Below are 21,547 nucleotides of genomic sequence, written 5' to 3'. Positions count from 1 at the left end.
TCGCTCGCGACGCAGGCTCACAGCGTCGCCGCCGCCGCGGGCGTGGCCAGCGCATGGCACAGCAGCCGGCAACCGCGCAGCGCCAAGGCCTTGCGTTCGGCTTCGTCGCTGCCGCGTTGGCAGGCGCCGAGCATGTCCATCAACAAGGTGAGGTCGTCGCCGTCCAGACCCTGGCGGCACAGGCCGGCGTCGGTGGCGCGCTGCAGGAACGGCAGCAGGATCGCCATCAGCCGCGCATGCGCCACTTCGATCTGCGGATGGTCGCGCGGCATCGAGCGCCAGCAGTCGGCCAGCGGCGCGGACATCGCGATGTGCTCGGCGACATCGCGCAGCAGCAGGAACAGGCCGTCGGGGCGCTCGCCGATATCGCGCGCGCAGCATTCCAGCCCGTCCAGGGCGCGCTGCAGGAGCGCGATCATCAGGTCGGTGCGGTCGGCGAAATTGCGGTACAGCGTGGCCCGGCCCACGCCGGAGCGTTCGACCACCAACTCCAGCGGCGCGAGCACGCCGTGCTCGCAGAATACTTCGTCGGCCGCATCGAGCAGCAGGCGGCGACGTTGGGCGGCATCGGCACGGAGATCCATGCCGGGATTATCGGACAATTTTGTCCACTTGCAAGCGCGGTGCTGGCCGGACCGCGTCCGGCGGCCCGGTGGCGATGCTGGAAGCACGGCCACCGGGTCCGGTCCGGCCGCTGCTCAGCCGGTGTTCTGCACGCCTTGCGAGACGCCGTTGACGCAGGCCACCAACGCGCGCAGCAGGTCCTCGTCCTCGCCGTCGGTGGCCCGCCAGCGCTGCAGCAGGTCCACCTGCAACACGCTGATCGGATCGATGTAGGGATTGCGCAGGCGGATCGACAACGCCAGCCGCGGGTCGTGCTGCAGCAGCGACGCCTGCCCGGTCAGCGATTTCACCCAGCCCTTGGTCAGCGCGAGTTCGTCGCGAATGCGCGGGAAGAAGCGCTCGTGCAGCGGCCCGGCCAGGCGCGAGAACATCTCGGCGATGTTGAGGTCGCCCTTGGACAGCACCATCGCGATGTCGTCGAGGAAGGTGCGGAAGAACGGCCAGTCGGCGGCCATCTCGCGCAGCGTGTCCTCGTGGCCGGCCTCCACCGCCGCGCGCAGGCCGCTGCCGACGCCGTACCAGCCCGGGATCACCGCGCGCGCCTGGCTCCAGGCGAATACCCACGGGATCGCGCGCAGGTTGTCCAGCGCCGCATCCTGGCCCAGCCGCCGCGACGGCCGCGAGCCCAGGGTCATCCGCTCGATCACGTCGATCGGCGTGGCCAGGCGGAAATAGCGCATGAATTCGGCATCGCCGACGAAGCTGCGGTAGGCGCGGGTGCTGTGCTCGGCGACGATGTCCATTACTGGCCGCCACGCGTCCTCGCGCGCGTCCAGCGCACGCGGACGCATGCTCGACAGCAGCACCGCGCCGGTCATCTGCTCCAGCGAGCGCAGCGCCAGCGCGCGGATGCCGTACTTGCGGTGGATCACCTCGCCCTGCTCGGTCACCCGCAGGCGGCCGTCGACGCTGCCGCGCGGCGCCGCTTCCAGCGCGCGCGTGGTCTTGCCGCCGCCGCGCACGATCGAACCGCCGCGGCCATGGAAGAAGGTCAGGCGGATGCCGAGGTCGGCGGCCGCATCGAGCAGTTCCACCTGCGCGCGCTGCAGGCCCCAGCGCGAGGCGGCGATGCCGCCGTCCTTGCCGCTGTCCGAGTAGCCGAGCATCACCATCTGCACGTCGTTGCGCGCGGCCAGGTGGCGCCGATAGACCGGGTCGGCGAGCAGGTCGCGCAGCGTGTCGGTGCCGCCGCGCAGGTCGTCCACCGTCTCGAACAGCGGCACGATGTCCAAAGGCACCGCGCCTTGCGCATCGACCAGGCCGCCGCGCCGCGCCAGCGCCAGCACGGTCAGCACGTCGGCGCGGTTGTGCGCCATGCTGATGATGTAGCTGCCCAGCGCATCGGCGCCATGCCGCGCGCGCGCGTCGGCGAGCGCGGCGAACACCGCGTCCAGGCGTGCATTGCCGGCATCCTCGGGGGCGGCCGGCAGGATCCGCTCGCCGCCGGCATAGGCGCCGAGCACGCTGGCACGGTCCTGCGCCGAACGTGCGTCCCACTCGTCCTCGCCCAGCGCCGCGGCGACCGCGCGCGCGTGCACGCTGGACTCCTGGCGCACGTCCAGCCGCGCCAGGTGGAAGCCGAAGCTGCGCACCCGCCACAGCAGCCGGCGCACCGCGAACCAGCCCGCGTGCAGGCCCTTGTTGGCCTGCAGGCTGTCGAGGATCAACTGCAGGTCCTGCGCCAGTTCGGCCGGCGTGGCGTAGGCGCCCGGCGCGTCGTCCAGCGTCGCCTGCAGGCGTGCGCGCATCAGGTCGTTGAGCAGGCGGTACGGCATGTCGCCATGCCGCGGCCGCGAGCGCGCCGCGGCCTCGGGCAGCAGGTGCCGGTAGCGTTCCAGCTGCGCCAGCAGCGCATCGCTGACCGCCACCAGCGTGGTCGACTGGCTGAGCAGGCTGGCCAGCTGCCACAGTTCCTTCAGGTAGCGATCCAGCACCGCGCGGCGCTGCGCGTCGAGCGTGGCGGTGATGGTGCCGGCATCCACGTTCGGATTGCCGTCCATGTCGCCGCCGACCCAGGTGCCGAACCGCAGCAGCCGCGGCAGCGGCACCGGCTCGCCGTAGGTTTCCTCGATCGCGTGCTCCAGGGTCTCGTACATCACCGGGACCACCCGGTACAGCACCTGGGTCAGGTAGAAACCGACATGCTCGCGCTCGTCTTCCACCGTCGGACGCACTGGCGAGGAATCGGCGGTCTGCCACGAGGCGGTCAGCGCCATGCGGAAGCGCGCCGCATCGGTGGCGCGCTCGCCGGGGGTGCGCATGCCATCGAGGTTGTCGACCAGGCTGGCGACCATCAACTGTTCTTTCTCCAGCAGCGCGCGGCGTACCGCCTCGGTCGGGTGCGCGGTGAACACCGGCTCCACGTCGATGCGCGGCAACCATTCGCCCAGTTCCTGCGCGCTCACGCCCTGCGCCTTGAGCCGGCGCAGCGCGTCGTGCAGGCCGTCCGGTTGCGGCGTGTCGGCGCTGTTGCGCTGGTAGTCGCGGCGGCGGCGGATGCGGTGCACGCGCTCGGCGATGTTGACCACCTGGAAGTAGGTGCTGAAGGCGCGCACCAGCGCCTCGGCGTCGCGCGGCGTGCGGCCGTAGAGCTGCTCGCTCAGCGACGACGGCGGCGCATCGCTCTCGCGGCGCGCGATCGCGGTGGTGCGGACAGTTTCGATCTCGTCGAGGAACTCCGCAGACACCTGCTCGGCGAGCAGGTCGCCGACCAGCGCCCCCAGTCGGCGGACGTCGTCGCGCAAGGGGATGTCGGGCGTGGCAAACACGATGCTGCTGCGGTACTCGTTCATCGGAAACGCATGGCTCGGCTGTGGGGGCGCCGCAAGACTAACCCAAAAGTATTAGTCCCTCGCCCGGCGTGGTAACGGTTACAAAGCGAACCATCGTGGGCCGGCGCAGGCGTCCCCCCTGCGAGAGCGATCTCGGTCGCGAGGCTTTCCAGAGAAGCCTCGTCGCGACTGAAGTCGCCCCCACGGGGAGGCCTGGCGACACCAGGAGCACGCACCAGCGAATCGAAGGGCTGGCTCCGGGGGCGCACCGGCCGGCAGGCGGCGGCGCGGCCGTGGTCGCCGAACCGGGCCTTGGGCGTGCGCCACGTCCCAGGGCCACCGCCCCATTCAAGTGCAGCACGCCGCAGCCGCTATAATCGGGTGTTCCTCCGCCGAGGGGCGCTGCGACCGTGTCGAGGTGGGTTTCCCACCTCCAGACCCGGCCAGGCTCGGCGGCAGGCTTGAGCGACAACGGCGCCCGGACCTTCGCGAGTTTTCTCGCCATTGACCGGAGCACTACCGATGAACGCTGTACGCAAGAGCTTTTCCACCGAGGGCGACTACAAGGTCGCCGACATCTCCCTGGCCGATTGGGGCCGCAAGGAGCTGGACATCGCCGAGCACGAGATGCCGGGCCTGATGTCGATCCGCCGCCAGTACGCCGCCGCCAAGCCGCTGGCCGGCGTGCGCGTGACCGGCTCGCTGCACATGACCATCCAGACCGCGGTGCTGATCGAGACGCTGAAGGACATCGGCGCCGACGTGCGCTGGGCCTCGTGCAACATCTTCTCCACCCAGGACCACGCCGCCGCGGCGATCGCCGTCACCGGCACTCCGGTGTTCGCCTGGAAGGGCGAGAGCCTGGAGGAATACTGGGACTGCACCCTCGACGCGCTGACCTTCACCCTGGCCGACGGCACCCAGACCGGCCCGGAGCTGGTGGTGGACGACGGCGGCGACGTCACCCTGCTGATCCACAAGGGCTACGAGTTGGAGAACGGCTCCAAGTGGGTGGACGAACCCGCGTCCTCGCACGAAGAGCAGGTGATCAAGGACCTGCTCAAGCGCGTGGCGGTCGAGCGCCCCGGTTACTGGACCCGCGTGGTCAAGGACTGGAAGGGCGTGTCCGAGGAAACCACCACCGGCGTGCACCGCCTGTACCAGCTGGCCGAAGCCGGCACCCTGCTGGTGCCGTCGATCAACGTCAACGACTCGGTGACCAAGAGCAAGTTCGACAACCTGTACGGCTGCCGCGAGTCGCTGGCCGACGGCCTCAAGCGCGCGATGGACGTGATGCTGGCCGGCAAGGTCGCGGTGGTCTGCGGCTACGGCGATGTCGGCAAGGGTTCGGCGCACAGCCTGCGCGCCTACGGCGCCCGCGTCATCGTCACCGAGATCGACCCGATCTGCGCGCTGCAGGCGGCGATGGAAGGCTTCGAGGTCAACACCGTCGAAGACAGCCTGGGCCAGGCCGACATCTACGTCACCACCACCGGCAACAAGGACATCATCCGCATCGAGCACCTGACGCAGATGAAGGACCAGGCCATCGTCTGCAACATCGGTCACTTCGACAACGAGATCCAGGTCGAGGCGCTGTACAAGTATCCCGGCGTGCAGAAGATCAACATCAAGCCGCAGGTGGACAAGTTCGTGTTCCCGAATGGCAACGCGATCTTCCTGCTGGCCGAAGGCCGCCTGGTCAACCTGGGCTGCGCCACCGGCCACCCCAGCTTCGTGATGTCCAACAGCTTCGCCAACCAGACCCTGGCGCAGATCGACCTGTGGCAGAACAAGGACAGCTACGAAAAGCAGGTCTACCGCCTGCCGAAGAAGCTGGACGAAGAAGTGGCGCGCCTGCACCTGGAAAAGATCGGCGTAAAGCTGACCAAGCTCAGCGACGACCAGGCTGCCTACCTCGGCGTGTCGGTCGACGGGCCGTACAAGCCGGAGCATTACCGGTACTGAGTGGTTGGCGGGTTTATCCGTCTAACGCGAAGAGCTAAGAGAACGGGCGCCGAAAGGCGCCCGTTCTTTGTTGGTGGCCAGGCGCTTTCGAGAAAAATCCGGTCATCGCGGAAATGGCCGAGTTCCAGGGACCAGTGGTCGCTTGTACACGATGGAGGCCGGTGATAGCGTCGCATCGGCCTGCATCCAGGGAACGGACATCATGATCAGACCCGCGCGTGACACCGGCAGGGCGTCCCGATGGCTTGAAAGCCTACTCGGATCCGCTACCCGAGCGGTCCCCCACCAACGAATCGACAGGCGGCGATCATGAAACGATCATTGCCGTGCCTCGCCCTGCTTCTGCTTTCCATGGGCTGCGTCAGAGATCTGCAGCATAAGCAATTGACAGATATTCCATTGGCCGAAAAACCAGCCATCCCTTCGACCGAGTCCGCATGCAAGGCGGCCGGCCAGTTCTGGTCGGAACAGGGCTTGCCCGGCGGTCCGAAATCTTGCGCGGTCAGGACGACCGATGCACTCAAGATATGCACCGATAGCGCGCAGTGCCAGGGAAGCTGCCTGGTTGCTGAAAACTTGCCGCTGGGCGTAGCAGCAATCGGCAGTTGTTCAGCGTGGGTCGCAACCTTCGGTTGTTACAAATACATCGAAGGCGGGCGCGTCCATGCGATGTGCGCAGACTGACCATTTCCCAGCCTCGCTCGCGTACGTGGCCGGACCGCAGAGAGGCTTCATCGCTGCTCATTGTTGCGCCGACGGTATATCCACCCCGAATTCGGCGATCGTTGATAAGGCAATGATGCTGGCAGCCTTCTCACCCAGCGCTTTCAGCCAACAGACGGGGAATCCCATGCGCGCCGAGCCGGCTTCGCGGCTTGACCTGCTCATGGGCGGTTGCCGATGAAAAGCATCGCCTTATCGACGCTGAAATCTGTCGCGGCACTTTTGCTTGCATCAATCGCCGCGATCGCCGCCTACGACGTCCTGGCATTTCAGCCGCGCCAAATGGAAATTCGAGCGCTTCTGAACCGCGTTCCGCCAGAAGATCGCGATCCACCGGCGTCGATCCGCCGCTACATCGATGCGGCGCATCGCTCCACCTATCCGCCATCCACCGCCGTCGCCCGCTTGCTGCTGGCGCGCCTGGGGACGCCACGTCACGAGAACGCGCTTTCCTGGCATGTGCGCGTCGTCGTGTGGGATCTTCTGGTGTCGCTGCACCTGTCGCAGGACCAAATCCTGGCGTTGTACAGCACCTTGTCCTACAACGGCGTCGGACATGGCATCAGCCAGCTGTCGCAGAAACTCTACGCAAAGCCTGCCAGTGCGCTGTCGGATGCCGAAGCGGCCACGGTCGTTGCCATCCTCTGGGCACCGGGCCTCTATCTGCACGACAAGTCGCGCCTGGAACGGCGCCGAGACCTTCTGCTGGCGCGAGCTCAAACCAGACATTGACACGTTCGGGCGAAATGCCGTGACCGGCCTAGCGTCTCGTGGCCACTATGGCCGCCAATTCGCATTGCTCTCCCAGAACGCCACGCTGCGCCGGTAGGCCTCACGATCCAGCGCCACGCCCGAGCCACCCTCTTCCACGCCCAGCGCGTTGCGCAGCATGGTGATCGGTGCCATTGGGATCTCCTGCGGTTCGGCGGTGTAGAGGCAACCGACCACGCCCCATTCTGCGTCGATCGGCGCACCCTCGCGCGCCAATTGTTCGCGGCTGTAGAGGATCGGCAGCAGATATGAAGCGACTGGCGGCTCGACGCCTTCGAACCAGCGCACCAGCACCGGCAACTCTTCCCTGCTGCGCGCTTCGTAGCCGGAACGCAGCAGGTGGCGATTGACCTCGGTGATCGGCACGGTCAGGCAGCGGGTGGAGGTCCAGTTGGGATGCACGTGCAGCTTGCAGAACGGCGCGTAGCCGTCCAGCACCCGCAGCGGCGTGGCGTCGTTGAGCTGGCGCTCGAACTGTTCCGGCGTGCAGTCCTGGATCGCGTTGCGGCGCGCGTCGCGCGGGAACAGGCGGGTGCGGGCGAAGGGGGTCAGGACGATGGACATGGCGGCGACGGTCACGAGGAGAGATCAAGCGTAGCGCGCTCACCGGGCGATGCACACCATGGCCACCGCCCCCAGGTGGGGAGCGTCATCGCATCGATTCGGCTAGGCCGCCGTTGCGCACCGCCTTCTGCAGGAGGGGTTTCAACCCGGACGCCTTGCCGCTAGAGCCCCTGGTCGAAACCGGTCCTGCAAAAAAGTCGGCGCGGCGATGTCTGACAGTGCGCAGCCACGCAGCACGTGCCGACTTAACGCCCTGCGTCTATTGCGGATGCGCCAACGCGTAGCCGATCGCCGCACGGATCGCCGCCACCTGCGCGGCATTGCATTGCTCCGGCGTCGCCGTTGGGCTGTCGGGGTAGACCTCGGTGGTCGTGGTGTAATGCGCATCGCTGATGCCCGCGCACAAGCCCAGCTTTTTCACCGGGTAGTTGATGACGCCATGCGCCACCACCGGCGAACCGATGATCTCGCCCTCGGCATCGGCGGGCGCGATATGGGTGACCTGCGCGACCGCGGCCACCACTGCCTGCTGGAACGCCGGCTGCGGATTCTCGCTGTCGCCGACCAGATAGAAGCCGTCGGGAATGCCGCCAGGCTCGTAGGCGACGCCATCGCGTGCGGCCAACGCCGGCCGGAACTCGGATTCGTCGCTGTCGGTGGTTTCGTGCAGGTCGATGTGCATCGCGACGCGCCCGCGCAACGGCGCGACCAAGCGCAGCAGCGCGGCCGATTCCTGCGCCGGGCTGTCCTCGCGGAACGACCGGTTGGGATCGATGGCATCCGCATTCCAGCGATGGATGCGCTCGTAGGCCCATGGACTCACGCACGGCACCACCAGCAGGTTGGCGCGGCCGGCGTGCTCGGACGCGTGGCGGTCGGCGAACTGCAGCGCACCATGCACGCCGCTGGTTTCGTAACCATGCACGCCGCCGGTCACCAGCATGCACGGCAACGCGTCGTCCCACGCGCGGCTGCGCAACGCCAGCAGCGAATAACGCTCCCCGGCGTACTCCAGCACGCCGTACTCGACGATCTCCAGCGGCCCGCGCATGCGCTCGATCGCCGCCACCACGTCCGTTTGGTAGCTGCGCTGGCGACGCTGCCGCGCCAGCCACGCCGCCTTTTCCCCTTGCCCCCAGGGAATGCCGGGCGTGCCGATCGGATAAAAGGGATCGAGTGTCATCGTGCGAGTCCGCATGTACAGGTGAGGCGGATGACTTTAGCACCGGGAAACGCCGGCCACCGCGGCCACGTAAGCTCGCGGCCGCATCGACATGTATGCCTCGCATGCAATGCGCTCGCGCGCCGCACAGCGCCGACAGAACCAGATGCCGATCCCGCTTTGCATCGGCCAATGCAATGAATACGTATGTAGCCCGCGCATGCTGCGCCGCGATGCGCGCTTAGCATCCACGCAGCGCCGCACGCCGTGTGCGGCGCGTCCGGAAGGGGGCCGGATTTCCCGACGCCACGCAGCGCGCCCGGCATGCGCGGCGTCCCGACCGAAGGAGATCTGTGTGATGCGCGAACTGCCCGCCGCTGCAATCGCTCCATTGCGCCCGCACCGCTGGCGCCTGTTCCTCGTCGGCCTGCTGCTGACCCTGGCCACCGCCAGCGCCCAGGCCGATGTCATCCTGCACGCCTTCAATTGGCCCTATGCCACCGTGGAAGCGAGGGCGGCGCAGATCGCCGCGGCCGGCTATCACAAGGTGATGGTGGCGCCGGCCTACCGCTCGCAGGGCAGCGCCTGGTGGGCGCGCTACCAGCCGCAGGACATGCGCGTGATCGACAACCCGCTCGGCGACACCGAGGACTTCGCCAGCATGGTGCAGGCGCTGGCCGATGTCGGCGTGGAAACCTATGCCGACGTGGTGCTCAACCACATGGCCAACGAGGCGGCGACGCGCCCGGACCTGAACTATCCCGGCAGCGCGGTGCTGTCGCAGTACGCCGCGGATCCGTCGCGCTACGCATCGCTGCGGCTGTTCGGCGACCTGTCGGTGAACTTCCTCGGCGCCGGCGATTTCGGTCCGGCGCAATGCATCACCGATTACAACGACGCCTACCAGGTCCGCACCTACCGCATCTGCGGCGGCGGCAGCGATCCGGGCCTGCCCGACCTGGTCGGCAACGACTGGGTGGTGCAGCAGGAGCGCAGCTATCTGCAGGCGCTGAAGGCGCTGGGCGTCACCGGCTTCCGCATCGACGCGGCCAAGCACATGACCTTCGACCACCTCAACCGCGTGCTCGATGCCGGCATCCGTTCCGGGGTGCACGTGTTCGGCGAGGTCATCACCGGCGGCGGCAGCGGCAACGCCGACTACGACCAGTTCCTCGCGCCCTACCTGCAGGCCACGCCGCACGCGGCCTACGATTTCCCGCTGTTCAATTCGATCCGCAACGCCTTCGCCTACGGCGGCAGCATGGACCTGCTGGTCGATCCGGGCGCCTACGGCCAGGCGCTGCCCGGCAACCGCGCGGTGACCTTCGCGGTCACCCACGACATTCCCAACAACGCCGGCTTCCGCTACGCGATCCTCGACCCGGTCGACGAGACCCTGGCCTACGCGTATCTGCTCGGCCGCGACGGCGGCGTGCCGATGGTGTACTCGGACAACAACGAGAGCGGCGACAACCGTTGGGTGGACGCCTACCAGCGCGACGACCTCAAGCGCATGATCGGCTTCCACAACGCCGCGCAGGGCAGCGACATGCAGGTGCTGTCGCACGATGCCTGCCACCTGCTGTTCCGCCGCGGCGATCTGGGCATCGTCGGCATCAACAAGTGCGGTACCGCGGTCAGCGCCACGGTGGCGATGAGCGGCAGCGTGCTGCGCTGGAACGTGGACTACAGCGACGCGCTCGGCTCGGGCAGCGTGGTGCGCATTTCCAGCAGCAGCTACACCTTCAGCCTGCCGCCGCGGCAGGCGCGGATGTGGAAGCGCTGATCCTGGCGCACCTTGCGTAGCCGTGCGGCGGCGACCGCTGCCGCACGGCTGTGCCGCAGCCGGTGCCCCCCGCGCGATCCCGGCTGGCGTTTGCAGGCCGGCACTCACGAACAGCGGCGATTCGCGCGCACACCATGCACATCGGTCGCAGCCGACTGCATTGCGCGCTTGCCACGGCGCCCATCGACCGCGCGATGACGCATATGGGCGGCATTTCGACCATCTTCCATGCAGCACCGCCGCTCGTGAGCCGGCCGGCCAGCGGACAGCCGGAATCGGACCTGATCGCACATCCATCCGGATGAAGAGATATACTCCGGCAATCACCTGACGCGCCGCGCCCATGACCGCCATCAGCTTCGAGTTCTACCCGCCCAAGACCGACGAACAGCGTGCGCAGCTGGACCGCACCGCCGCACGCCTGAAGACCTACGCACCGGAGTACGTGTCGTGCACCTTCGGCGCTGGCGGCTCGACGCTGAGCTACACCTCCGAGACGGTGCGCCATCTGAAGCAGCACCACGGCTTCGAGGCCGCGCCGCACCTGTCCTGCGTCGGCGGCAGCCGCGAAGAGATCCGCGAGTTGCTCAAGCTGTACCGCGCGATCGGCTGCCGGCGCCTGGTCGCGCTGCGCGGCGATCTGCCCTCGGGCATGGGCCACCCCGGCGACCTGCGCTACGCCGCGGACCTGATCGCCTTCATCCGCGCCGAGCACGGCGACGCCTTCCATCTGGAGGTCGGTGCGTATCCGGAGACGCATCCGCAGGCCAGCGACGCGTTGAGCGACCTGCGCCACTTCAAGGCCAAGGTCGACGCCGGCGCCGACGGCGCGATCACCCAGTACTTCTACAACGCCGACGCGTATTTCCATTTCGTCGACGCGGTGCGCAAGCTCGGCGTGCAGATCCCGATCGTGCCGGGGATCATGCCGATCTCCAATTTCAGCCAGCTGAGGCGTTTCTCCGAGCAATGCGGCGCGGAGATCCCGCGCTGGATCGGCAAGCGCATGCAGGCCCTGGGCGACGATGCCGAGGCGATCCGCGAGTTCGGCGCCGACCTGGTCGCGGCGCTGTGCGAACGCCTGCTCGCCGGCGGCGCGCCGTCGCTGCACTTCTACACGCTCAACCTGGCCAAGCCCACCGTCGGCGTGCTGTCGCGTTTGGCGTGAGCGGCGTCTGCGTCTGCAGCTTCAGCGCGAATCGGCGAAGCAGCAGCATCCCGATAGTGCACAGCGTCGGGACTGAAGTCCCTGCCACAAAAGCCTTCGCAGCGCCTCGCACAACCCCCTGCAGGAGCGGCTTCAGCCGCGACAAACGGAGCGGGAAACCTGGCCGGCGTCGGAACCGATCGGTCGGGGCTGAAGCCCCTCCTACAAGACTCCTGGCGCCCGCACGTCCGAACCTTGTAGGAGCGGCTTCAGCCGCGACGAGCGAAGCAGTCAGACACACCATGCTCGCGAAGGATCAGGACCGATGTCCTTATCCCTCAGTGCGCGCTCACATGCCTCGCCCACGTTGCCACCTTCACCTGGCGCAGCTTCCCACACACCAGGCCTGCGGCTAGGCTGGCGCGATGCGCGCGCCCCCGTCGATCCTGTTGTTGCTGTGCCTGTGCGCCGCGCCTGCCGCCGCGCAGAAGGTGAATCGCTGCACCGGCGCCGACGGCGCCACCGTGTTCAGCGATCGCCGTTGCGAAGACCTGGGTGCGATCGACCGTTTGCCGCCGCGCACCGCGCCCAGTGCGGCCAGCGAAGGCGCCAGCGGCCTGTACCGGCCGCAATGCGTGCGCCGGCTCAGCGAACTGGCGCAGCAGATCCGCACCGCGGTGGACGCGCGCGACGTCAATCGCCTGTCCACGCTGTATTGGTGGAACGGGGTCTCGGACGAGGCGGCGCGGCGCATCCTCGACCGCCTCGACGCGATCACCCAGCGTCCGTTGGTGGCGATCGTGCCGGTGTTGCCGGACCCGTCGGCGCAGGCGGCTTACCCCGCGGCCACGCGCCCGGCGTCCGGCACGTTGGCCGCTGCCGAGCAACGCACACCCGATGCCGCCGCCGGAACACCCCAAACATCGGCCGGCGACAACGTCACACCGCCGCGCGCACGCGCGACCGGCTTGCGCCTGGAGCAGACCCTCGGCAGCAGTGCGACCCCGACATCGACGGTGCTGGGCCTGCGCCGCCAGTACAACTGTTTCTGGATCAGTTTCTAGCGCGCTTTCGGCTTGGGAATTCGCAATCGGCGCGATGCTGGAGGAGTTACTTCGATCGCGGCAGGCATCACTTGTAATGCCCGTCGCGACTGAAGCCGCTCCCACAACCCCCGCTCAGGCGGCGTCCACGTCCAACGGCCACAGCCCACGGATCGCGGCGATTCCCTGGCCGCCATGGCGGCGCGCTTCGGCCACCTGCGCCGGCAGCAGGCCGCCGATCGGGTACAGCGGCAGCGCCACTTCCTCGCGCAGGCGCTCGAACGCCTCCCACCCCAGCGGCGCGGCGCCGGGATGACTGGCGGTGGCGGCCAGCGGGCCGACCACGGCGAAATCGCAGCCGAGCCGCTGCGCCGCGTGCAGCTCTTCGACGCGATGGCAGGACGCGGCAACGCATTGCCCCGCCGGCAGCGGACGCGCGTCGAACTGCGGCAACTGCTCCGCGCCGAGGTGCACGCCGACCCCCAACTCCTGCGCCAGCGCGAGATCGCGATTGACCAGCACCTGCGCGCCGCGCGCCGCGCACAGCGCCGCCGCGGCCCGCGCCAGCGGCTGCCAGTGCCCGGCCGGCAGGCTGCGCGCACGCAACTGCACGCGCTGCACGCCGCCTTGCAGCGCGCGTTCCAGCGACGCCAGCCAGCGCTCGGGATCGACCGGCTCCGGCGTCACCAGATAGCGATCGGGCTGGCGCAGCATCGCCACCACCGGCTGGTCGGCCGGCGGCATCGCGTAGCGGCTCAGCTTGTCCGGCGCCACCCAGGTCAGCGCCTGGCCCTCGCGGCCGCGGGCGATGCCCTTCCACGACAGTACCTGGCGCATCTCCAGACGCAGCCGTTTGTCCGGATAGCGCTGCGGCACTTCCATCAGCTGCGCGCCGACCGTCGCCTCGATGCCCAGTTCCTCCTGCAGCTCGCGCACCAGGGCCTGCTCGGAGGTCTCGCCCGGTTCGCGCTTGCCGCCGGGGAACTCCCACAGGCCGGCGAGGTCGCGCCCCTCGGTACGCCGGGCCAGCAAGATACGGCCGCGGGCATCGGTGATGACCCCGGCGACGACATGGATGGATCTGAGCGGTTCGGACATGGCGCAAGCTTGCCGTCTTCGGCGGTGCCAACGCAATGAATCCGGTTCACATCGTCGGCGATCCGCGTATCGCGGCAGCGATCCGCACGCATTCGGCCAACGTACGGCGAGGCGACGGCCTGGACGACGCGGCAACAACGACGAAACCGACCGCATGCGGCCATGCGAATGGATACACCCACGGACAGCTGTGCCGGCGGTACCGCCACCGCCCGGACGCCCGCTCCCCGCTCACCCGGGCAAGTCGTGCCCGATCCGCCACAGCACCCCGCCCGGATCGTGCAGGGTGAAGTCGCGCATGCCCCACGGCCGATCCTCCGGCTCACCAAGGCGCGCGCCAAAGCGGCCGGCCAGATCCGCGGCACCCAGCCGCCGCCACCAGGCATCGGCATCCTCCACCCACAGGTGCAGCATCAGGTTGTGCGCCAGTGCCTGCTCGTAGGAATCCTGCAGCAGGAACGCACAGCGCTCGCCATGGCGGAAACAGACGAGGCCGTCGCCAAGCGGCTCCGCCACGAATCCCACCTCGCGATAGAACTCCACGGACAGCGCGAAGTCCCGCGCCGGCACGAACACCTTCAATTCAAAACTGGCGGAACGCTCCACGGCATGCATCCAACGGCAATGGCGACACCCGGCACCCTACCCGCAGAACGCGCGACACGCCACACAGGCAAGCCCTCGTCCGGACCGCCACCAAAACAAAGCGCCCCGCACAAGGCGGGGCTGCAGATACAAGGGTTTGACCAATCACCGCACCCCGTCTGGAGCCGAGCCCCCTTTAGTGAAGGGGGCGCGCCGATAGGCGCGGGGATTTGGGGAGAGATGAGCCGGGACCCACGTTTTGCGAAGCCAAACGTGGGGCTGTTGCGCGATTGCGCAACAGCGCTCTTAACTCAACTGCCCATGGCAATGCTTGTACTTCTTGCCGCTCCCGCACGGGCACGGATCGTTGCGGCCGACCTTGGGCGCCTCGCGGGTGACCTGCGCCACCTGCGGCGCGTTGGCGCCCAGCGCGACCTGCTCAGCCTCCTCGTCGGCGCTGTAGCCGCCGACGTCCTGGTGCTGGAACTGCGCCTGGCGCAACTGCGCCTCCATCTGCTGCCGTTCCTGCGCTTCCAGCGCCGCCACCTCTTCCTCGCTGCGGATGCGCACGCGCGCCAGCAAGGTCACCACCTCGCGCTTGGCGTGCTCGAGCATCTCCGAGAACAGTTCGAAGGCTTCCTTCTTGTATTCCTGCTTGGGCTGCTTCTGCGCGTAGCCGCGCAGGTGGATGCCCTGGCGCAGGTAGTCCATGCGCGCCAGATGCTCCTTCCAGCTCTGGTCGAGCACGGTCAGCATCACGTGCTTCTCCAGCGCGCGCATGGTCTCGCCGCCGACCGCGGTCTCCTTCTCCTGGAAGTGGCGATCGACTTCCTCGCGCACCTTCTCGGCGATGCCGGCCGCGTCCAGTTCCTCGTGGCGCTTGACCAGGTCAGTCAGCGACAGCGACAGGCCCAGGTCGCTGGCCAGGGTCGCTTCCAGCCCGGCCAGGTCCCACTGCTCGTCGATCGAATTCGGCGGCACGAAGCGCGCCACCAGGTCGTAGATCACGTCGTCGCGGATGCCGTCGACGTTGTCCTTGACCGACTCGGCGTCGAGCAGTTCGTCGCGCTGCGCGTAGATCACCTTGCGCTGGTCGTTGTTGACGTCGTCGAAGTCGAGCAGGTTCTTGCGGATGTCGAAGTTGTGCGCCTCGACCTTGCGCTGCGCCTTCTCGATCTGGCGGCTGACCATGCGGTCCTCGATGACGTCGTCTTCCTTCATGCCCATCATCCGCATCGCCTTCTGCACCCAGTCGGAGGCGAAGATGCGCATCAGGTTGTCTTCCAGCGACAGGTAGAAGCGCGAGGAACCCGGATCGCCCTGGCGGCCGGAACGGCCGCGCAGCTGGTTGTCGATACGCCGCGATTCGTGGCGCTCGGTGCCGATGATGTGCAGGCCGCCGGCGGCCTTGACCGCGTCGTGGCGCTCCTGCCAGGCCGCCTTCAGGCGCGCGCGCTCGGCGTCGCTCAGGTCCTCGCCCAGCGCGTGCAGCTCCGCTTCCAGCGAGCCGCCGAGCACGATGTCGGTACCGCGACCGGCCATGTTGGTGGCGATGGTCACCGCGCCCGGCTGGCCGGCGTTGGCGACGATCTGCGCCTCGCGCTCGTGCTGCTTGGCGTTGAGCACCTCGTGCTTGACCCCGGCCTTGCGCAGGTGCTCGGACAGCATCTCCGAGGTCTCGATCGAGGTGGTGCCGACCAGCACCGGCTGGCCGCGCTTGGCGCAATCCTCGATGTCGGCGAGCACCGCGTTGAACTTGCCCTGGCGGTTGAGGAACACCTGGTCCGGCCAGTCCTTGCGGATGGTCGGGCGGTTGGTCGGGATCACCACCACTTCCAGGTTGTAGATGCTCTGGAATTCGTAGGCTTCGGTGTCGGCCGTACCGGTCATGCCGGACAGCTTCTTGTACATGCGGAACAGGTTCTGGAAGGTGATGCTGGCCAGGGTCTGGTTCTCGCGCTGCACCGGCACGCCTTCCTTCGCTTCCACCGCCTGGTGCAGGCCGTCGGACCAGCGCCGGCCCGGCAGGGTGCGGCCGGTGAATTCGTCGACGATGACCACTTCGCCGTCGCGCACGATGTAGTCCACATCGCGCTGGTAGATCGCATGCGCGCGCAGCGCGGCGTTGAGGTGATGCACCACGCTGAGGTTCTGCGCGCCGTACAGGCGGTCCTCGTCGTTGGTCAGGATGCCGGCGGCGCGCAGCAGCTCTTCGGCGTGCTCCATGCCCGCCTCGGACAGGTGCACCTGCTTGCCCTTCTCGTCGACCCAGAAGTCGCCCTCGCCTTCCTCGGACTCCTGCTTGGTCAGCTGCGGCACGATGCGGTTGACGCGGATGTACAGCTCCGGCGAATCGTCGGCCGGGCCGGAGATGATCAGCGGGGTGCGCGCCTCGTCGATCAGGATCGAGTCCACTTCGTCGACGATGGCGTAGTTCAGGCCGCGCTGGTAGCGGTCGGCCTTGGACAGCGCCATGTTGTCGCGCAGGTAGTCGAAGCCGAATTCGTTGTTGGTGCCGTAGGTGATGTCGGCGGCGTAGGCGGCGTGCTTGTCGCTGTGCGGCATGCCCGGATAGACCACGCCCACGCTCAGCCCCAGCCAGTTGTACAGCTTGCCCATCTGCGCGGCGTCGCGGCGTGCCAGGTAGTCGTTGACGGTGACGACGTGCACGCCCTTGTCTTCCAGCGCGTTGAGGTACACCGGCAGCGTCGCCACCAGGGTCTTGCCTTCGCCGGTGCGCATTTCCGCGATCTTGCCCAGGTGCAGGACCATGCCGCCGATCAGCTGCACATCGTAGTGGCGCATGCCGAGCACGCGGCGGCTGGCCTCGCGGCACACCGCGAACGCTTCCGGCAGCACCTTGTCCAGGCTCTCGCCGCCGGCGATGCGCCCGCGCAGTTCCGGGGTCTTGGCCTGCAGCTGCGCGTCGGAGAGCTGCTCCATCTCCGGTTCCAGCGCATTGACCTTGGCGACGATACGGTGGAGCTGACGCAGCTGGCGTTCGTTGCGACTACCGAAAACGCGAGTAAGCAGACTGTTGATCATTGAAGGAACCGGTTGGAAAGGAACGCCCATACGGCCCGATCCCCCAGGGAATCGGCGGGCCGCAAACGAAACAGGGCGCGAGGCGCCCTGTCGTGGCAAAGCCTATTGTAGCTTGGGGCGGGCTCCGGCGATTCAAGCGCCGGCATCGCCGCCCCAGCGCTGCGTCAGCCGCGGCCGCGGCGGCCCACCGGCGTGGCGCCATCGCCGAGGAACTTGGCCGGATTCATCACCACGCCGTCCTTCCACACCTCGAAATGCACGTGCGCACCGGTGGAACGGCCGGTGGAGCCGGCCTTGGCCACTTCCTGGCCGACCCGCACCAGGTCGCCGACCTTCACCGACAAGCGCGAATTGTGCGCGTAGCGGGTGACATACCCGTTGCCGTGATCGACCTCGACCACGTTGCCGTAGCCGCCGCGCACGCCCGAGTAGCTGACCACGCCGTCGGCCACGGCCAGCACCGGGTCGCCGACGTTGGCGTGGAAGTCGATGCCCTTGTGGTTGCCGGCGCCGCGACCGAACGGATCGGCGCGGCCGCCGAAACCGGAGGTGATGTAGCTGTTGCGGATCGGCATCCGCGACGGCACCGCGTTCTGGTCGAGCTGGTGGTCGAACAGCAGCGATTCGAGCACCGACAGCTGCTGGCCGGAGGTGGCGAACTGCTGCTGCAGCCCGTCCAGTTCCTTGCTCAGCTGCGGCGCCGGCATGTCCTGGCTGACCTCGTCGTCGCCGCCACCGACGCCGACCGGCTGGTCGAAGTCGAATTCGCCGTCCTGCAGCTTGCCCATGCGGGTCAGGCGTTCGCCCAGCGCGTTCAGGCGCGTGGCCTGCGCCTGCAGCTCGCCCAGCCGCGCGGCCAGCGCGTTGACCTGGGTCTGCGCGTCGCGGCGCACCTGCGCCAGCTCCGCGTCCTGCCGCTCCACCTTGGCCCGCAGCTGCGCCGAACCGACGAAGCCGGTCGCGGCGCTGACGCCGATGCCGAGTACCATGCCCACCGCCAGCACCGTGCCCAGCACGGCCAGGGGACGCCGGTCTGCGAACTCGCGCAGCCGCCACGGCAGGTCCTTTATCCCCTTTTCACGCGAATTGATTACGATCTTCTTAAACGCCATATGAGTTTTCATGTCTAAGCGAAAGTCCGGCGAGGGCCATACCACCGCGCCGATGCCGGCGTTGGACGCCGCATTGGCGGACAAGGTGGGCGACCCGTTGCGGCGTGCCTTGTGGCTCGACGCGCTGGACCGACAGTTGCGCCCCCATCTGCCGCCGAACCTGGCCTCCCGGTGTCGGTTGGCCAATGTGAACGGCGAACAGCTCGTTTTTCTCGTTGACTCTCCGGTCTGGCACGCCCGGGTAAGGCTCGCCGAGGCCGATATCCTCGCTGCGGCCCGGTCCCTCGGGCTGAAGGCCACCAGGGTGACCGTCAAGACTGCGACTGCATCCGCGCATTCCCCAATGCAACAGGCAAGAAGCAAGCCAGCACCGGTTTCCGCGGCGACGCACAAGGGATTGCGCGACGCGCTGGCGTCCTTGCAGGACGTCGATTCCACGACGCCTGAAGCAGCGACGGCCTCCGGCCGGCGCGGTCTGCGTACGTAGACACGCACGTCACGACCCGACGCATCCTAGCGGGCGCCGGCGTCGCGGTCGTTATCGATTCGTTAAATAGAAGTTAAGAGGGGTCAAAGGTGCGACGGATCGCCCATTCCGTGATCCCGGACCGCCCCCGGCCGCGGGGCGGAAAACTTTAGGCGTAAGCCACGGCCCCGTAGGCCACCGGTGCCGGCACGGCCTTGGAATCGAAGCTCACCCACTCCCACGCGGCCTGCTCGGCGAGCAGCGCGCGCACCAGCTTGTTGTTCAGCGCATGGCCGGATTTGTAGCCTTCGTAGGCACCGAGGATGGCGCCGCCGGCCAGGTACAGATCGCCGATCGCATCGAGGATCTTGTGCCGCACGAACTCGTCGGCGTAGCGCAGGCCATCGTCGTTGAGCACGCGGAACTCGTCGAGCACGATGGCGTTGTCCATCGACCCGCCCAGGCCCAGATTGCGCTCGCGCATGTACTCCAGGTCGCGCATGAACCCGAAGGTGCGCGCGCGGGAGATTTCCTTGATGTAGGCCATGGTCGAGAACTCGATTTCCTGGCGCGACTGCTTGGCCGGGATCATCGGGTGATCGAACTGGATGGTGAAGCCCAGCTTGTAGCCGTCGTACGGCTCGAAGCGGGCGATCTTGTCGCCGTCGCGCACTTCCACCGGATGCTTGATGCGGATGAAACGCTTGGGCTTGCCCTGCTCGACGATGCCTGCCGACTGCAGCAGGAACACGAACGGGCCGGACGAGCCGTCCATGATCGGCAATTCGGCCGAGGACAGCTCGACGATGGCGTTGTCCACGCCGAGGCCGGCCATCGCCGACATCAGGTGTTCCACCGTCTGGATCTTGGCGTCGCCGCGACTGAGCCCGGTGCACAGCGTGGTCTCGGTGACCAGCTCGGCATCGGCCGGCACTTCCACTGCCGGTTCCAGGTCGACGCGCCGGAACACGATGCCGTGATCGGCCGGCGCAGGACGCAGGGTCATGTACACCTTGTCGCCGCTATGCAGGCCCACGCCGGTGGCGCGGATCGTGTTCTTGAGGGTGCGTTGCTGGGTCATGGGAGACAGTCTGGGAACGTCCGCTCAGACGGGAACTGAACGGAATTGAGAATATCACGCGTTTAGCCAAATTTTAACAAGACGGTCACAGCGTCCTATTTGCGCAACGCTGGCGCAGGCCGGCGTCGCGGTCGCAAAAACCTGCCGGGTCGAAACGACCCGGCAGCAAAGGACACGGCGCGCCGCCCGGGCGGACAGGCCCGATCGGCGGTGTTGCGGCCGGCGCAGGGCCGGCCTGGCGAAACGTCAGTCGGCCTGGCGGCGCAGGGCGGGCGGCGTGCTTGCGAAGCACTGCCTCGCACGCCGACCCGCGCCTGGCCACGGATGGCCAGGCCGGGCCATCCGCAAGCCGACCTGTCGCGCCAGGGACGGCATCAGTCGGCCTGGCGACGCAGGAACGCGGGAATATCCAGGTAGTCGTTGGGCAGATCGGCCGCCGCCGGTGCCGGTGCCGAAGACCCCATCGCATCGCTGCTCGGGCGCCGCAGGCCCAGGCCCATCGCGCCGCCGACCGCCTTGGACACGGCGTCGCCGCCATGCTCGAAGTCGCCGAATTCCGGCTGACCGGTGGTCGCGTTGCGCACCAGCTTGATCGGCGCGCGCTGCTCCGGACGCTGGGTCTGGCGCGACACGGCACGGTTCAGGCCGGTGGCGACCACGGTCACGCGCACTTCGTCCTGCATGTCCGGGTCGAGCACGGTGCCGACCACGACGGTCGCGTCTTCCGAGGCGAAGCCTTCGATGGTGCGGCCGATCTCGTCGAACTCGGCCATGGTGAAGTCCGGACCGGCGGTGATGTTGACCAGGATGCCGTTGGCGCCGGCCAGGTTGACGTCGTCCAGCAGCGGGTTCTGGATCGCCGCTTCGGCCGCGGCCTGCGCGCGGTCGTCGCCGCGGGCCGAGCCGGTGCCCATCATCGCCAGGCCCATTTCCGACATCACGGTGCGCACGTCGGCGAAGTCGACGTTGATCAGGCCCGGACGCACGATCAGGTCGGCGATGCCCTGCACGGCGCCCTGCAGCACGTCGTTGGCGGCGCGGAACGCCTGGATCATGGTGGCGTTGCGGCCGAGCACGGTGATCAGTTTTTCGTTGGGGATGGTGATCAGCGAGTCGCAATGCTGGCTCAGTTCCTCGATGCCCTTCAGCGCGACCTGCATGCGCCGGCGGCCTTCGAACGGGAACGGCTTGGTGACCACGGCGACGGTCAGGATGCCCATCTCCTTGGCCAGCTGCGCGACCACGGGGGCAGCGCCGGTGCCGGTGCCGCCGCCCATACCGGCGGTGATGAACACCATGTCCGCGCCCTGCAGCGCGTCCATGATGCGTTCGCGGTCTTCCAGCGCGGCCTGGCGGCCGACTTCCGGGTTCGCGCCGGCGCCCAGGCCCTTGGTGACGTTGGTGCCGAGCTGCAGCTGCAGCTTGGCGCCGCAGTTCTTGATCGCCTGCGAGTCGGTGTTGGCGGTGATGAACTCCACGCCGTCCACGCTGCTGCTGACCATGTGCGCGACCGCGTTGCCGCCGCCGCCGCCCACGCCGACCACCTTGATTACCGCGTTGGGTGCCATCTTTTCAATCAGTTCGAAATGCGCCATGTCCGT

At 67.9% G+C, this 21,547-nt stretch carries 17 protein-coding genes and 1 riboswitch; of the genes, 7 read left to right on the top strand and 10 right to left on the bottom strand.

The window, feature by feature from the left end; genetic code table 11:
- Positions 1-17: 17 nt before the first annotated feature.
- Positions 18-584 carry a TetR/AcrR family transcriptional regulator gene (locus tag H9658_RS12040; RefSeq protein ID WP_179568349.1) on the bottom strand — a complete coding sequence of 189 codons (567 nt, stop codon included), beginning with the start codon at positions 582-584 and terminating at the stop codon, positions 18-20.
- A gap of 114 nt (positions 585-698) precedes the next feature.
- Positions 699-3,416, bottom strand: coding sequence for a phosphoenolpyruvate carboxylase (ppc, locus tag H9658_RS12035; RefSeq protein WP_191825508.1), 2,718 nt, complete (start codon positions 3,414-3,416; stop codon positions 699-701).
- A gap of 367 nt (positions 3,417-3,783) precedes the next feature.
- Positions 3,784-3,882, top strand: a riboswitch (S-adenosyl-L-homocysteine riboswitch).
- A gap of 35 nt (positions 3,883-3,917) precedes the next feature.
- On the opposite strand from ppc, the gene ahcY reads away from it, so the two are divergent.
- The 3 genes from ahcY to H9658_RS12020 all read left to right on the top strand — a co-directional run bounded on the left by ahcY (position 3,918) and on the right by H9658_RS12020 (position 6,818).
- Entirely contained in the window at positions 3,918-5,363 is a 1,446-nt protein-coding gene (gene ahcY, locus H9658_RS12030; RefSeq protein WP_145705491.1) for an adenosylhomocysteinase, read from the top strand.
- A 309-nt stretch (positions 5,364-5,672) separates the two neighbouring features.
- The gene (locus H9658_RS12025; protein WP_191825507.1) at positions 5,673-6,047 is read left to right on the top strand and encodes a hypothetical protein; all 375 of its coding nucleotides are present in this window, start codon (positions 5,673-5,675) and stop codon (positions 6,045-6,047) included.
- A gap of 216 nt (positions 6,048-6,263) precedes the next feature.
- A complete protein-coding gene (locus H9658_RS12020) occupies positions 6,264-6,818 on the top strand; it encodes a transglycosylase domain-containing protein (RefSeq protein WP_191825506.1) in 555 nt (184 codons plus the stop codon).
- 45 nt (positions 6,819-6,863) lie between these two features.
- Here H9658_RS12020 and H9658_RS12015 read toward each other — a convergent pair whose 3' ends face one another.
- Both H9658_RS12015 and H9658_RS12010 read right to left on the bottom strand, forming a co-directional pair.
- Positions 6,864-7,421: a DUF3228 family protein gene (locus H9658_RS12015; protein WP_191825505.1), complete on the bottom strand. Its 558-nt coding sequence runs from the start codon at positions 7,419-7,421 to the stop codon at positions 6,864-6,866.
- Positions 7,422-7,680: 259 nt separating this feature from the next.
- Complete coding sequence (locus H9658_RS12010) at positions 7,681-8,604, bottom strand: M14 family metallopeptidase (RefSeq protein WP_191825504.1); 924 nt, start codon at positions 8,602-8,604, stop codon at positions 7,681-7,683.
- A gap of 337 nt (positions 8,605-8,941) precedes the next feature.
- Here H9658_RS12010 and H9658_RS12005 point away from each other — a divergent pair, with 337 nt between their 5' ends.
- From H9658_RS12005 to H9658_RS11995, 3 genes are all read left to right on the top strand, one after another.
- Positions 8,942-10,369 (top strand): alpha-amylase family protein, encoded by a 1,428-nt coding sequence (locus H9658_RS12005; RefSeq protein WP_191825503.1) that lies wholly within the window; start codon positions 8,942-8,944, stop codon positions 10,367-10,369.
- 343 nt (positions 10,370-10,712) lie between these two features.
- Positions 10,713-11,537, top strand: a complete 825-nt coding sequence (metF, locus tag H9658_RS12000; RefSeq protein WP_179568363.1) for a methylenetetrahydrofolate reductase [NAD(P)H] — start codon at positions 10,713-10,715, stop codon at positions 11,535-11,537.
- Positions 11,538-11,941: 404 nt separating this feature from the next.
- The gene (locus H9658_RS11995) at positions 11,942-12,580 is read left to right on the top strand and encodes a DUF4124 domain-containing protein (protein WP_191825502.1); all 639 of its coding nucleotides are present in this window, start codon (positions 11,942-11,944) and stop codon (positions 12,578-12,580) included.
- 114 nt (positions 12,581-12,694) lie between these two features.
- Here H9658_RS11995 and H9658_RS11990 read toward each other — a convergent pair whose 3' ends face one another.
- The 4 genes from H9658_RS11990 to H9658_RS11975 form a co-directional block, all read right to left on the bottom strand.
- Positions 12,695-13,657, bottom strand: a complete 963-nt coding sequence (locus tag H9658_RS11990) for a Nudix family hydrolase (protein ID WP_191825501.1) — start codon at positions 13,655-13,657, stop codon at positions 12,695-12,697.
- Between the two features lie 231 nt (positions 13,658-13,888).
- Positions 13,889-14,272 carry a VOC family protein gene (locus tag H9658_RS11985; protein ID WP_406848122.1) on the bottom strand — a complete coding sequence of 128 codons (384 nt, stop codon included), beginning with the start codon at positions 14,270-14,272 and terminating at the stop codon, positions 13,889-13,891.
- Positions 14,273-14,548: 276 nt separating this feature from the next.
- Positions 14,549-17,287, bottom strand: a complete 2,739-nt coding sequence (secA, locus tag H9658_RS11980; RefSeq protein WP_191825499.1) for a preprotein translocase subunit SecA — start codon at positions 17,285-17,287, stop codon at positions 14,549-14,551.
- Between the two features lie 164 nt (positions 17,288-17,451).
- Complete coding sequence (locus tag H9658_RS11975) at positions 17,452-18,399, bottom strand: M23 family metallopeptidase (protein ID WP_179568373.1); 948 nt, start codon at positions 18,397-18,399, stop codon at positions 17,452-17,454.
- A 10-nt stretch (positions 18,400-18,409) separates the two neighbouring features.
- On the opposite strand from H9658_RS11975, the gene H9658_RS11970 reads away from it, so the two are divergent.
- A complete protein-coding gene (locus H9658_RS11970; protein ID WP_191825498.1) occupies positions 18,410-18,886 on the top strand; it encodes a DUF721 domain-containing protein in 477 nt (158 codons plus the stop codon).
- Between the two features lie 148 nt (positions 18,887-19,034).
- On the opposite strand, the gene lpxC is transcribed toward H9658_RS11970, so the two are convergent.
- Both lpxC and ftsZ read right to left on the bottom strand, forming a co-directional pair.
- A complete protein-coding gene (gene lpxC, locus H9658_RS11965; protein ID WP_191825497.1) occupies positions 19,035-19,946 on the bottom strand; it encodes a UDP-3-O-acyl-N-acetylglucosamine deacetylase in 912 nt (303 codons plus the stop codon).
- Between the two features lie 374 nt (positions 19,947-20,320).
- The gene (ftsZ, locus tag H9658_RS11960) at positions 20,321-21,541 is read right to left on the bottom strand and encodes a cell division protein FtsZ (protein WP_179568378.1); all 1,221 of its coding nucleotides are present in this window, start codon (positions 21,539-21,541) and stop codon (positions 20,321-20,323) included.
- Between the last annotated feature and the right edge of the window lie 6 nt (positions 21,542-21,547).

Source organism: Xanthomonas bonasiae (genome assembly GCF_014836395.1).
GTDB classification, from domain to species: Bacteria; Pseudomonadota; Gammaproteobacteria; order Xanthomonadales; family Xanthomonadaceae; genus Xanthomonas_A; species Xanthomonas_A bonasiae.
This window is presented reverse-complemented; position numbering and strand designations above follow the sequence as displayed.